The organism is candidate division WOR-3 bacterium, assembly GCA_039804025.1.
Taxonomy (GTDB): domain Bacteria; phylum Hydrothermota; class Hydrothermia; order Hydrothermales; family JAJRUZ01; genus JBCNVI01.
In genome coordinates this window covers 141249-154856 of record JBDRZP010000001.1, presented here as the reverse complement: position 1 = coordinate 154856, position 13608 = coordinate 141249, and the positions used below count along the sequence as shown (strand labels likewise).

Genomic DNA, 13608 nt, shown 5'->3' with positions numbered 1-13608 from the left:
ATGATTTTTGATACACATACTCACCTTAATGATGAAGTTTTTGAAAAGGATCTTGACTCAGTTATTGAAAGAGCTTTTGAAAAGGGTGTTGAAAAAATGATTGTAGTTGGGTATGATGTTCCTTCTTCAGAAAAGGCTATTGAAATTTCAAGGAAATATAAGGGGAAAATCTTTGCTTCCTGCTCAATACATCCTCATGAAGCTGATGATTTTGAAAAGGATTTTCCAAAAATAGAAGAACTTTCAAAGGAAGAAGGAGTAGTTGCAATAGGTGAAACAGGTCTTGATTTTTATAAGGATTTTTCTAAAAAAGAGGCTCAAATTGATTGTTTTAAAGCCCATATAGAACTTTCCAAAAAAAGAAATTTACCCTTAATTTTACATGTAAGAAACGCCTTTCCAGAAGTTTTTGAAATTTTAAAAGACAATAAAAATTTAAAGGGTATATTTCACTGTTTTTCAGGAGGAATAAATGAAGCTAAAAAGGCTTTTCAAATTAATTTTTTTATTTCTTTCTCAGGTTCTCTTACATACGGGTCAAAAAAACTTGAATCCTCTCTAAAAATTTTACCCTTAGATAGGATTTTATTTGAAACAGATTGCCCTTATTTAACTCCAAGACCTTTAAAAGGCAGAAATGAACCCTCTTATATTCACTACACAATAGAGTTTGCAGCTAACCTGCTTAAAATCGATTATAAAGAATTAAGCAAGATCTCCTTTGAAAATTCATTAAAAATTTTTAACCTTGAATAAGAAAATTCTATTTCTTTTAAAGTTCTTTTTAACTTTCATAATTCTTGGATTTATTTTTTATAAAATAGATATTAAGGAGTTTCTGTTAATATATAAAAAGACAAATTTTTTCCACATTATTTTATCAATTATATTTTACTATTTAGCTTTTGTCTTTCTTTCAATAAGATGGAAATTGCTTTTGCTTGAACATTCAAGAAATTTTACAGTTTCAGAAATTTTTAAAATTTATTTACTCGGTATGCTTGTAAATACTGTTTCCCCTGCAACCCTTGGTGTTGATGTTTTAAGGGGTTATATGATTGGGGAAAAAATCAAATCCGGGAAATCTTTTGCTTTTGCCTCAGTCCTAGTGGATAGATTTATAGGTCTTTTTGGTATTTTCTCCTTTGCTCCTTTTGGCATTCTTTTTTTAAAAGGTATACCCAATTCAAAGAAATTGATTTTTATTTCCTTTTTCTTTTCCTTTTTAATAATTCTCCTTTTTTATATTTCTTGGACAGATATATTTGAAAATATTTATAAAAAAATTTTATCAAGATTTCCCTTTACATCTTTAAGAGATAAATTTTTTAAATTGTATGACTCTTTTAAAATATATTCAAAGCATAAGAAACTTTTAATTTTGAGCTATTTTCTTACAATTTTTTTGCAAACTTTTTTTTCAATTCAAGCATACTTCTGTGCAAGAGCAATTTCTATTAATCTATCTCCTCTTGTCTTTATTTTTATAATACCCCTCATTAATTCTCTAAATTCAATCCCACTTACAATCTCTGGACTTGGAATAAGAGAAGCAGGTTTTTATGCCCTTTTCAGCTCTTATTTTTCTCTTGAGACATCAGTTTCTCTTTCATTACTTTATTTTATTTCTGGTGTTGTAGCTAACATCCCTTTTGGGGTATATTTATTTAAATCTCCTTTTAAAAGTGAAAAAGATATATAATTTGTTATATAATTGATTTTTAATGAATATAAAAGAACTTTATGAACCCGTAAGAGAAGGTATAGAAAGAGTAAATGAAAAACTTAATGAAATTTTTAAAAAAGATTACTTTCCCTATATACCCGATAATTTATTAATGGGAAAAAGACTTAGACCTTTACTTACCCTTTATTCTTCTTTTGCCTTTGAAGATTTGAAGGAAGAGAAAGTTGATGTTGCATGTGCTACTGAACTTGTTCATTTTGCATCTTTGATTCATGATGATGTTGTCGATGGCTCAACCATAAGAAGAAAGTCTCTGACTTTAAATTTTTCTTATGGAAATCACACGGCTATTTTAATTGGAGATTATGTTTTTTCAAAGGCAATGGAATTTATAGGAAAAGCCAAAAATGTAAGGCTTTTTGAGATTCTTGCACAGACTTCTGTTGAAATGTGTGAAGGAGAAATAATTGATGAATTTCTTGATAGAGAAAAAAGATTTGAATTAAAAAATTATTTACTTCTTATAGAAAAAAAGACAGCTTCTTTATTTTCAGCCTGTTGTGAAATGGGGGGGATAATTGTTAATTATAAATATGTTGAAAGTTTAAAAAAATTTGGAAAAAAATTTGGAATTCTTTTTCAAATTCTTGATGATTTATATGATTTTTATAAAGAAGGTGAAGATATAGAAAAGGGAAAGATAACGCTTCCCCATATACTCTTTAAAGAAGAAATTGAAAAAAAATTTCCAGAGTTTTTTAAAGAAAAAAATTTTGATTTAAGCAAAAAGGTTAGGGAGTTTCTTTTAGAAAAAGGTGTAATGGAAAGGTGTTATGAATATTTAATTCCAGATTTTTTAGAGTTGAAAAAACTTGTTTCAGAACTTGATAACCCAATTAAAAATTACTTATACTCTTTTATTATTTATCTTGAAGAAAATAGACATTTTTTATTTAATGAAGAAGAGGTTCAATCCCCTTAAAATTTTAATAAAAAATGATATCAAAACTTTTGAAACCAGAACTTGTAATTTTAGACCTTAAGGGGAAGACGAAGAGTGAAGTTTTAAAGGAAATGATTGATGTTTTACCAATAAGTGAGGAAAAGAAAAAAAGTGTTTATGAATCAGTTTTAAAAAGGGAAGAAATAGGTTCAACGGGTATTGGAAAAGGGATTGCAATTCCCCATTCAAGGAGTGTGATGCTTGATGATGTTTATCTTGTTGTTGGATTAAGTAAAAAAGGTGTTGATTTTGATGCTATAGATGGAAAACCTGTTCACCTTATTTTTTTACTTTGTGCTACCCCTATTGATCCTGATTCAAGATACCTTATTACTCTTGGGAAAATTGCTCATCTCGCGAGGATACTTTCAAAGGATAAAAATTATTTAAATTTTGATAACGAAAAGAAATTTATAAATTATTTAAAAGAACTGGAGGCGAAAGGTGGCTAAGGAGAAATCAAATCTTATTAATATTTTAATAGCAATTAACGACCTTGATGCTCAACTAAGCCTACTGGAAAATCCCTATTATAAAGAGTTAGGTTTTGAAGTTGATGAGAAAAAAATAGAGAAACTTAAAGATGTCAGGAAAAAGGAAATAGATAAGTTGCCTCCTGATATACGAGATGAATATGAAATGCTTTTAAAAAGGTATGGAAAAGGTGTTGCCCCACTTATAGAAGGAACCTGTTTAAATTGCTTTGCTGTGCTTCCCACCTCACTTTTAACAGTAGAGGGTAAAACGAAACTTATTAGGTGCCCCAATTGTTCAGTTTTCCTTTACAGGGTATAAGAAAATGGAAGAGAAAACATTACATCAACCCCCGATACAGATTGAACTTGGAGAAAAGGAAGCTGAGGGAATATATTCCAATTTTGTAATGATAATACATTCCCCATCTGAGTTTATTTTTGATTTTGCGAGAATAATGCCAGGGGTCCCGAAAGCAAAAGTTCAGGCAAGGATAATAATGACACCATCTCATGCAAAGTTACTTTTGAAAGCATTAGGTGAAAATATTGAGAAATTTGAAGAAAAATTTGGTGAAATTAAAATACATGAACAGGAAATAAAGAAAATCGGTTTTACACCAAAATAATTAAATAAAATTAGTATTCTTTACCCTGAAATAGTTGAATTTATAAAAATGTCTATGTTGAAAGATTTAAAGAAGATTATACAGGAACATTTTATAGAATGGTATTCTACAGATTATTGCTTTTTCACTTATTGTATATTATATTATAAAGATGAAAATTTTTCTAAAAGAACTTAAGGAAGGAAAAACTGATTTTTCTTATACTCTTGAAGGTAAAGAAAGTGAAGAACTATTTAAAGATTCTGAAATTAAAAGAGTAAATTTAAATTCTTCTGGATGGATACAGAGAAAAGGTCTTGAGTATATTTTTTATTTACATGTAAAAGGCTTTGGAACCTTAATCTGTGCAAGATGTCTTGATGAATTTCAGTTTTTTTTCAATGAAGATTACACCTATAATGTTTTTCTGGGAAAAGACCCTTCCATATCAAAAAAAGAATATAACATTTCTGATAAGGATGTAGCATCAATTTATGTTGAAAATTATGAGCTAAATGTTTTACCATTAATAAAAGAAATTGTTCTTCTTACAATACCTATGAAACCTTTATGTAAAGAAAACTGTAAGGGATTATGCCCTGTTTGTGGGGCAAACCTGAATAATAAAAATTGTGGCCATGAAACTAAAGAAACTTATTCCCCCTTTACTTATTTACTTAAAAGGATAGAAAAAAAAGAATAAGGGTTCAACCCCCTTTTAAAAATTAAAAATAAAAATGCCTGTACCCAAAAGAAGACACTCCCGTGCAAGAGGAAGAAAAAGGAGGACTCACTATAAAGTAAAACCAATGAGTTTATCAAAATGCCCCAATTGTGGAGAAGCTAAATTACCCCATAGAGTTTGCCCTCATTGTGGATATTACAAAGGTAAAGCTATAATACAGATAGAGGAAAAAATAAGTTCTTAGTTTAAATGAGGATTGTTCTTGACCTTCTTGGAACAGATAAAGCTCCTTCTCCTGAAATTGCTGGGGCTGAACTTTTCTTAAAAGAAAATCCTAAGTCCTTTTTGTATATAGTTGGCACTCCGGAGTTTAAAAATCAAATAAAATTTAATGGAAGGTATGAGTTTATTGAGGCTGAAAATAGAGTCTATTTTGAAGAAAAACCCTCTGAAGTTTTAAGAACAAAAAAAAATTCAACAATTGCTATTGGTCTTTCACTTTTAAAAGAAGGTAAAGCTGATGCTTTTGTAAGTGCTGGTAATACTGGAGCAATTCTTGCCTATTCAATAAAGATTTTAGGGAGACTTAAAGGTGTTAAAAGACCTGCAATATGTGCCCTTTTCCCTTCACATAAAGGTTTTTGTGCTGTACTTGACGTCGGTGCAAATGCTTTTGTAAGACCTTTATTTCTTTATCAATTCGGTGTTATGGGTAAGATATTTGTAGAAGAAATAATGGGGATAAAAAATCCAAGAATAGCTTTACTTTCAATAGGTGAGGAAGAAACAAAAGGAAATGAACTTATAATGAAATCTAAGGAACTTTTTGAAAAGGACCCAAATTTGAATTTTATAGGATTTATTGAAGGGAATGAAATTTTAAAAGGTAAAGCGGATGTTGTTGTAACAGATGGATTTACAGGAAATACTCTTTTAAAATTTGGTGAAGGTGTTGTTGAGTTCACCCATAATTTTTTTCTTGATTCAATAGAAAGTTCAATAAAAAACAAAATAGGGTTTTATTTTATGAAAAATTCCTTTAAATCCTTTTTTAAAAAGGTAAGTTATGAAGAATTTGGAGGAGCACCTTTGCTTGGAATTAACGGAGATGTTTTTATATCTCATGGAAGAAGTTCAAAAATTGCAATTAAAAATGCTTTAAAATCTGCTTTAAAATTTGTTGAGTTGAGAATTAACGAAAAAATTGAAAAGTCGCTTCTTGAGTTTGAAAAAGTTGATATAGAATAAATTTTTAAAACCCCATTAGTTTTGAAAAAGACCCTGAAAAGGAACTCATCTGTATTGTTAAAGGAAAAATTAAGGCACCTAAACAATTGAGTCTCCTTGTTCCAAAAAGAGGTGGTAATAAACCTATGGAGCTTGATACGATAAGTATAATAATGCCTTTAAAACCTGTTATTAAAACGGTTAGAAATAATATGAAAATTATAATAATAATTGATAAGTTTTTGTAAGGTATTTTGTGAATTTTTTTTGCTATTAATTTCGACATTTTTATAGTAAAATAAAAGGAAATAAAAGAGGATAAAAGTATTATCCCAACCATTAGAAAATACTCGCTGTAAGATTTTGGACTGTAAAAAATGTTAAGCATCCAGGCAGCACCTCCTCTTCTTATATGAAGGAAAGGAACAAAAAAGAGTAAAAAACCCCCAACATAATATAAAAATCTGTTTGCACCCTGACCTATTAAGAAAATATCATCCCCCCTCTGTGCTGTTGCATGACCTGAAAGAAATGCTCCAATTCCTCCTGTTATGACTGGAAAAAAAGCAGCAAGTGAACCTCCAAGAGAACCTGCAAATATACCCCTTAAAATTCTTTGATAATTTGTTGTTAATTTGTCTTCTATTATCTGTGGTGGTAAAATTGGATTTGTGATTATATTAAGTATAAGCCAGGGTATTGCAAAGAGTCCCAGAAATAAAGGCATAAGATTTTGAAAGGAAGTTTCTGGATCCATTATCCCCCCTCTTAAAACTATATAACCTAAAATTCCGGAAAGGAAAAAAACAAGAATTCCAGCACTTAGAGAACCCCAGGCTTCTTTTAATCTTCCAAGCCGTGTCCTTGATCTATCAGTTGTTCTTGGCCACTCGGAGAGCAGCATAAAGGCACCTATGGAAGCTAAAATCCATTCCATATGGGGTGTGAGTAGTTCTCTTATAGGGGGGAGAATATAGGGTAAAAAGATAGCGAAAATTAATATTAAGAAAGAGGCACCCAGAGACCCTGTTAGGGAAAGTAAAACTGCCTCGTGAGCTCTTCCATACATCAGAAACTTCTGTGATGGCAAAAGATAAAATAAAGTGGAATCATCATTTGTAGAAAAATATATCGCAGGTAAAATTCCTGCAAAAGTATAACTAACAATAGATCCTGCAAAAAAATAAGGTATAAGTTCTAAAGGTAAAAAGTCTGTTTGAACTTCAAGGAATATAAATAAAGCTAAAATGTTGTAAATATGAAGTGCAGGAATCCAGGAAAAAAGTATTCCTGTTATTGTTCCTATAAGAGAAATTAAAATAGGATAAATTAAATTCATTTTAAAGGGACGACATCATCTTTAATTCTCGGTACAAGCTCAATTTTACCTTTATATTCTTTTAATTCTCCTGCAACAATAATATTATCCTTCTCCTTAAATGAACCTTTTAAATCTTCCCATAAATCACTCCATATCCACACAGTTAATTCACCTGTATCATCTTCAAGAATTACTCTTGTTCCAGCTTTAAATTCTTTAATCTCCTTTATATTTCCCTTTATTTTTAAAAATTCACCAATGTTCTTTTGAATTGCTTCCTTAATTTTATATGGATTTTGTGGATAAGAAATTATTTTTAAACTTTTAACATTTTTTTCCATTCGGCCCTTGTATTCCTTTTCATATACTTCAAATTCTACTATGGAACCTGTAAGGAGTTTGTTTGATTGACCTTTATAATTTTTTTCAAGTGTGCTTTTCCATAAGGTAACTTCCTCGATTCCCTTATCAGTTTTAATTTTGAACCTTATTCCTTTTTTAAAAGTATAGCCTGATAGAATTTCGCCTTTTAACTTTAAATTTTCATTTTTTTGAGAATATGTAATTTCCTTTTTACCTGCAACACTTATATCACTAACATAGTGGGGTATAATCTCTGGTTTATCTTTATACAGAAAAACTGCTCCTTTTACCTTTATGATAGTTCCTTTTTCAAGAGATAGAATTTTCTCTTTTTCTTTGTAATAAAAGGGAATAAAAACTGTAATATTTGCATCCTCGTCCTGCATTCTTAAACCTATTGAATTATTCCTATATTGGGTTATTGAATAAATAGTTCCTTCTGTTTCTACTCTTTTTCCGGTTAGTGTGTCTGTTATATCTTTAATTTTTACATTTTTGGGCTCGGGTGTTTTTATTTTTAAATCCTTTGCATTATTGATAGTTAAAATAAAATTTTCTCTTGCATAAAGTGTCCCTGTAACAAAAACAGAGTCGGAAACCGAAGGGTATAAATCCTTTTCTATAAGTTCCTTTGCGACATCTCTGAAAGCCCTCACTTTAATACTACCTGTTCCATCATTAAGCCAGAAGGAAAAATACCCTCCCTTTTCTTCATCATAATAAGGTGAGGATTCAACAATTCCCTTCATGCTGACTTTTGCAAAATTCATTGTAGGTTTAAGCTCTTTAACCTTTACATAGGGTGCAGATTCTGTTCTTGCTGATATAAAAAGAAAAATAACACCACCAATAGCAAGGAAGAGACTTATCCATCTTAAGAATTCAATTCCAACAGGTTTTAATTGTTCCTCACCACAATAAGGACATATGTCCTTATTACCTATATATCTTCCACAATTAAAACATATTCTTATTTTTTCCATTTTTTTCATTTATTATAAGACATAAATAATTTGAAAGAAAATTGTTCTTAATCTTAAAATGTTCTATGCTAATACTTGGAATTTCGGGTTCACCGCATAAGAAGGGAAAAGTTACAATATTATTAAATTCTGTTTTAGAAAAAGCAAAAGAACTTGGCTCTGAAACAGAAATTATTTTTCTTACCGATTATCCTATTACTTACTGTATGGGATGTTATTCCAAAAATGTGAGGGATTGTAATCCTGAAGTTTTTAAGGGAGTTTTGCCAGCAGTTTATGAGAAAATATTGAAAGCCGACGGAATTGTATTTGGAACCCCTGTTTACTGGTTTGGACCTTCAGGATTAATGAAGAATTTTATTGATCTTTTAACAGCATTGGAAAATATTGAACCTTTACTTGCAGGTAAAGTTGTTTCCTGTGTTGTTTCCTGTGAGGAAGATGGAGCAATAAGCACAGCTTCCTCTATTATTATTCCTTTAAATTTTATGGGAGCCATAATCCCTCCTTATTCTATTACCTATGCTGTGGGACCAATTGAAGAAAATATGGATACACTTTTAGAATGTGAAAGGATTGCAAAAAATATGGTTGAAACAATTAAAAGGACAAGGGATTTAAAAAATGACTTCTGGTTCAGACCTTTAAAGAAAAAGAATGAAAATTAAAAGTATCCTTCTACATGGTTTTAAATCCTTTTATGAAAGAGAAGAAATATTTTTTTCAGATAAAATATCTCTTGTTATTGGACCAAATGGCTGTGGGAAAACTAATATTTTTGAGGCTATTAGATTTGTCCTTGGAGAATCAAGGTTAAATAAATTAAGGGTAAGAGAACTAAAAGAGATAATTTTTGCAGGAAATAAAGAAAAAAAAGCTTTGCCCTATGCAGAAGTTACAATTGTACTGGAAAATGAGAAAGGTGAGAGTAAATTTACAAGAAGGGTTTATAGAGACAATTCGCAGGAGTTTTTCTTAAATGATGATAGAATATCCGAAAAACATTACAAAGAGGAAATTGAGGGAATTTTTGGTAAAAAGAGCTATTCCCATTTTCAGTGGGAAGATGTTGAAGAATTAATAAGAAAACCAAAGGAGAGAATAAAAGAAATGATTTTAGAGGCTTGTGAACTTTTTGATTTTGACCATAAAAAGAAAGTTATGGAAAGAAGGCTTGAAAAAGCAGAAAGAGAACTTAAAGCTTTTGAGATTGTTATTAAGGATAAAGAAGAAAGAATAAAGAAACTTGAGGAGGAAAGAAAAAGGGCTTTAAGGTACAGAAGTCTTCAGGAAATTTTAAAGGAAAAGAAATTGCTTCTCGTTAAAGCAGAATATTCAAAACTTTTGAAAGATAAAGCGAAAAAGGAAAAAGAATTGAAAGAAAATGAAGAATTTTTTAAAAAACTTGAGGAAGAAATTTTTATTCTAAAAAAAGAAATTGAAGAAATAAAGTTAGAAAGAGAAAATTTATCTAAAGAGGAAGAACTTTTAAAGAGTTTGAAAATACCCTTAGAAAGTAAAAGAGAGAAAATTCTTTCAGAACTTAACAGAAAATATGGTGAGTTTTCAGGATTAAGGGACAGGGAAAATTATCTTAACTTATTAATAGAGGAACGAAAAAAAGAAATCGAAAAATTAAAGGAAGTTTTGAGGGATAAAATAGCTTATGAAGAGATTGATGAAACCAGTTTGGAGAAAACTGAAAGAGAATTTTTTGAAATTTCAAAGAAGGTAAGGGAAATTGAAGGTGAATTTTTAAAGTTAAATATTAAAAATGATGAGTTAAATATAAGATTAAATAATATTTTAAAAAGAGAAGAGGATTTAAAAAGAGAGATGATAGAAGTGGAAAATAAAAAGAAAATTAAAGAGGATGAAATTGAAAGTCTCAAGAAAGAAAGAGAAAAATTAGATAGTATTTATATTGAAATTGAAAAAAAATATGAGGAACATTTAAAGGAAGAAAAATTTTTAACAAGTACCATAGATAAAATTGAGAGAGAGATAAATATATTAGAAGGAGAGCTTTTGAAATTAAAATCAGCAAGAGAAGTTGATGAAAATCTCTTACCAGAGCTTTCCTTTCTATCTTCTTATATAGATTTTAGCAAAGAAGATAAATTTATATATGTTATTGATGATTTGCTTGAAGCAAAAATTTTAAATAATGAAAGTATAAATGGTATAGAGAAATTCCTTGAAAAGGGAGGGAAAATAATAATTGAAAGAGAGGAATTTAAGGGTGAAATGCCCCCTGTTTTAAAACGAAAGGAAGGAATAGGTGACCTTTTAAATACGAGATTTTTGAATTTCAAAGTTTTTAAAAATTTTAAAGAAGGAATAACTGCATGGAAAAATAAAGAATGTGATTATATGGTAACTGAAGATGGATTTGTAATTACCAAAGATGGTGTTTTAAGAAAAATTTTTACTCAAAAAATTGAAAAAAATAAAAGAATTACAGAAATAGAAAAAATTCTACCTGAAAAGAAAAGGAAATTAAATGAAAACAAAGATAAACTTGAGAGTTTAAGAAAGATTATTGAAAAAATTTTAAAAGAAAGAGAAAATATAAAGGAAACCCTTTTTAAGTTAAATTTAAAAATAAATGAAATAAATTCAGAAATTAACTTTTTATCTTTTAACATAAAAAAACAAAAAGAAGATTTGGATAAAATAAAAATTGATTCAGAGAAGATAAGAAGAGAGAGGGAGGAAGTTTTATTTAAAATAGGCGAAAGGGAAAAAGAGTTGAAGGAACTTAAAGATAAAGAAGAAAATTTTTCAAAAAAAATTAGTGAAATTAAGTTAATCAGAGAAAAGTTAAAGGAACTAAAGAATACAAGGGAAAAAGTTGAAATCTATGAAAAGTCTTTAAAGGAAAGAGAAGAGGAATTAATTGATGTGAAAGAAAAAATGAAAAATCTGGAAGAAGATTTAAAAAAACTTGAATCTGAGAGAAAAAAAATAGAGGAGGAGCTTTTTGAAATAAATAAAAGAGAAAGTGAACTTGAAGAAAAAATTAAGTCAATAAATGATAAATATGAGGAGAAAAGAAATATTTATCACATAAAGGAAAATAGTATTGATAAAATTTCAGAGAGGATTATAAAGTTAAAACAAGAAATTGATGAGATTGAAAAAAATATAGAATTCTACCCTGATAATATTGAATTTATCCCTGATAATATTTCAATTAAAAAATTAAAGGAAGAAATTGAAGAAATCGAAAGGGAGATTTATTCAATGCATGATGTTAATTTACTTGCTGATGAAGAGTATAAAATTCTTGAAAAGGATTATTTTGAAAAAATAGATGCTTATAAGGACTTAAAGGATAGTATTGATAAATTGAAAGAATCTATAAGAATTATGGAGGAAAGGGGTAAACTTCAATATACGGAATTTCTTGAACTTTTCAAAGAGGAATTAAAAAATGTTTCCTCTGTTTTAATGGGGGGTGAAATTAAAATAAAACCTCTTGATGAAAAGAATATTCTTGAATCCGAGCTTCTTATAGATGTTTCTCCCAGCGGAAAGAAAGTAAGGTCAGTGCTTTTGCTTTCTGGAGGTGAAAGGAGTTTATTTGCTCTGACAGTTTTATTTACCCTTGCCAAACTTTCACCTTCAGTTTTATTTGCTCTTGATGAAGTTGATGCTGCTCTTGATGATGCAAATACTCTGAGATTCAGAAGTTATGTAGAAAAATTGTCAGAAAGCTCACAGGTCTTAATCATAACACATAATAAAAGAACAATGGAGATAGCAAATAGAGTTTATGGAATAACAATGGAAAATGGGGTCTCCAAAATATACGGGATTAAATTTGAAGATTGAGCAAATTTTTTAGTTGAAAATCATCGTAATAAAATTGCAGCTACACTAAGATAGGAGAAAGTCCCGAGAATATCTGCTATTGTTGTTACAAGAGGAGCACTGGCAGATGCCGGGTCTTTCTTGAATTTTGTGAGAATAAAAGGTAAGGATAGTCCAACTAAACTTCCAATCATAACATTTATAATTATAGCAATAAAAATACAAAATGTTATGATCAAGGATTTGCTTCTCAATATTCCTATAAAGGAAATTCCTATTCCAAGAGTTAAACCAAGCGAAGCTGATACTAAAATTTCCCTTAAAATTAAATAAACATAATCTTTTATTTCTACATTTTTTAATGCCATTGCTCTTATTACAAGAGTTGCAGACTGGGAACCAGCATTACCAGCTGTATCTATAATAACTGGTAAAAAGGTAACAAGAACAATATACTTTGCAATAGTTTCTGTGAAGTTATTAATAATTCCACCTGTTATAAGATTTATAAAAAGTAAAAGTAAGAGCCATCCAATTCTACTTTTATATAATTTAATTAGCGGAATTTCCTTTATTTTTGTAATCAATTCAGGTCCAATCAAATCAGGATGAATTGCCGAAATCTTTGCAATATCTTCTGTTTGCTCTTCTTCCATAACATCCATGATATCGTCCACAGTGACAATTCCCAAAAGATGATTTTCATTATCAACAACAGGAAGGGAAATTAGGTTATATTTTTTCATAATTTCAACTGCTTTTTCCTGGTCCTCATAAGGACTTATTGATATAAAGTTATAATCAAGTAAAGATTCAATTTTATCATCAGGGTTTGCAAGTATAATTTTTCTTAAAGGTATATCATCAATTAAACGAAAATTTTCATCAACAATATAGATCATATTTATTGTTTCTGCATCTACACCTTTTTTCCTTATATGCTCTAATGCCTTTCTTACTGAAAAATCTTTTCTTATTGCTACATAATCAGGGGTCATAAGTCTTCCAACACTTCCTTTAGGATAACCTAAAAGTGTAAGTGTTTCCTTTCTTTCTTCTGGTGGTAAAAGATTAAGAAGTTTTCTTGTAAGGGAAGGTGAAACTTCTTCAAGAAGGGATGTTCTGTCATCAGGAGATAATTCTGATAAAATAATTTTTATTTCCTCATCTTTTAAACCCCTTATAATTTCCTCCTGAACATTACTATCGAATTCTGAAAAAACTTCTGTTTGTAAGTCTTTTGGAAGCATTAAAAAGATTGATACTGCTTCTTCTTTTTTTAAATTTTCAAGTAGTTCTGCTATATCTGCTGGTTCAAAACTGCTTAAAGCTGTTTTTAATTCTCTATAATTTTTATTTTTTATAAGCTCTTCTATCTCAGGTTTTAGAAGTTCAGCAAGAGATATTTTTTTTCTTCTTTTTTCCATTGGTTTTTAATTATA

At 29.3% G+C, this 13608-nt stretch carries 14 protein-coding genes; 11 read left to right on the top strand and 3 right to left on the bottom strand.

What is annotated here, in order from left to right:
• From ABIN73_00735 to plsX, 9 genes are all read left to right on the top strand, one after another.
• The gene (locus tag ABIN73_00735) at positions 1 to 756 is read left to right on the top strand and encodes a TatD family hydrolase (protein MEO0268253.1); all 756 of its coding nucleotides are present in this window, start codon (positions 1 to 3) and stop codon (positions 754 to 756) included.
• A complete protein-coding gene (locus ABIN73_00730; GenBank protein ID MEO0268252.1) occupies positions 749 to 1702 on the top strand; it encodes a lysylphosphatidylglycerol synthase transmembrane domain-containing protein in 954 nt (317 codons plus the stop codon). The genes ABIN73_00735 and ABIN73_00730 overlap by 8 nt, the downstream gene beginning before the upstream one ends.
• A 22-nt stretch (positions 1703 to 1724) precedes the next feature.
• Complete coding sequence (locus ABIN73_00725) at positions 1725 to 2669, top strand: polyprenyl synthetase family protein (GenBank protein MEO0268251.1); 945 nt, start codon at positions 1725 to 1727, stop codon at positions 2667 to 2669.
• 14 nt (positions 2670 to 2683) lie between these two features.
• Positions 2684 to 3142: a PTS sugar transporter subunit IIA gene (locus tag ABIN73_00720; protein MEO0268250.1), complete on the top strand. Its 459-nt coding sequence runs from the start codon at positions 2684 to 2686 to the stop codon at positions 3140 to 3142.
• Complete coding sequence (locus tag ABIN73_00715) at positions 3135 to 3485, top strand: hypothetical protein (protein MEO0268249.1); 351 nt, start codon at positions 3135 to 3137, stop codon at positions 3483 to 3485. Before ABIN73_00720 ends, ABIN73_00715 begins: the two co-directional genes overlap by 8 nt.
• A 4-nt stretch (positions 3486 to 3489) precedes the next feature.
• Complete coding sequence (locus ABIN73_00710; GenBank protein MEO0268248.1) at positions 3490 to 3792, top strand: DUF3467 domain-containing protein; 303 nt, start codon at positions 3490 to 3492, stop codon at positions 3790 to 3792.
• A gap of 151 nt (positions 3793 to 3943) precedes the next feature.
• Positions 3944 to 4474: a DUF177 domain-containing protein gene (locus tag ABIN73_00705; protein MEO0268247.1), complete on the top strand. Its 531-nt coding sequence runs from the start codon at positions 3944 to 3946 to the stop codon at positions 4472 to 4474.
• Positions 4475 to 4508: 34 nt separating this feature from the next.
• Positions 4509 to 4700, top strand: a complete 192-nt coding sequence (gene rpmF / locus ABIN73_00700; protein ID MEO0268246.1) for a 50S ribosomal protein L32 — start codon at positions 4509 to 4511, stop codon at positions 4698 to 4700.
• 5 nt (positions 4701 to 4705) lie between these two features.
• A complete protein-coding gene (gene plsX, locus ABIN73_00695) occupies positions 4706 to 5704 on the top strand; it encodes a phosphate acyltransferase PlsX (protein MEO0268245.1) in 999 nt (332 codons plus the stop codon).
• Between the two features lie 4 nt (positions 5705 to 5708).
• Here the strand turns inward: plsX and ABIN73_00690 are convergent, their stop codons facing one another.
• Positions 5709 to 7022, bottom strand: a complete 1314-nt coding sequence (locus ABIN73_00690) for a tripartite tricarboxylate transporter permease (GenBank protein ID MEO0268244.1) — start codon at positions 7020 to 7022, stop codon at positions 5709 to 5711.
• A complete protein-coding gene (locus ABIN73_00685) occupies positions 7019 to 8350 on the bottom strand; it encodes an OB-fold nucleic acid binding domain-containing protein (protein ID MEO0268243.1) in 1332 nt (443 codons plus the stop codon). The genes ABIN73_00690 and ABIN73_00685 overlap by 4 nt, the downstream gene beginning before the upstream one ends.
• 65 nt (positions 8351 to 8415) lie before the next feature.
• Here ABIN73_00685 and ABIN73_00680 point away from each other — a divergent pair, with 65 nt between their 5' ends.
• Both ABIN73_00680 and ABIN73_00675 read left to right on the top strand, forming a co-directional pair.
• Positions 8416 to 9018: a flavodoxin family protein gene (locus ABIN73_00680; protein MEO0268242.1), complete on the top strand. Its 603-nt coding sequence runs from the start codon at positions 8416 to 8418 to the stop codon at positions 9016 to 9018.
• A complete protein-coding gene (locus ABIN73_00675; GenBank protein MEO0268241.1) occupies positions 9008 to 12187 on the top strand; it encodes an AAA family ATPase in 3180 nt (1059 codons plus the stop codon). Before ABIN73_00680 ends, ABIN73_00675 begins: the two co-directional genes overlap by 11 nt.
• A 20-nt stretch (positions 12188 to 12207) precedes the next feature.
• On the opposite strand, the gene mgtE is transcribed toward ABIN73_00675, so the two are convergent.
• Positions 12208 to 13593, bottom strand: a complete 1386-nt coding sequence (gene mgtE, locus ABIN73_00670; protein MEO0268240.1) for a magnesium transporter — start codon at positions 13591 to 13593, stop codon at positions 12208 to 12210.
• Positions 13594 to 13608 lie beyond the last annotated feature (15 nt).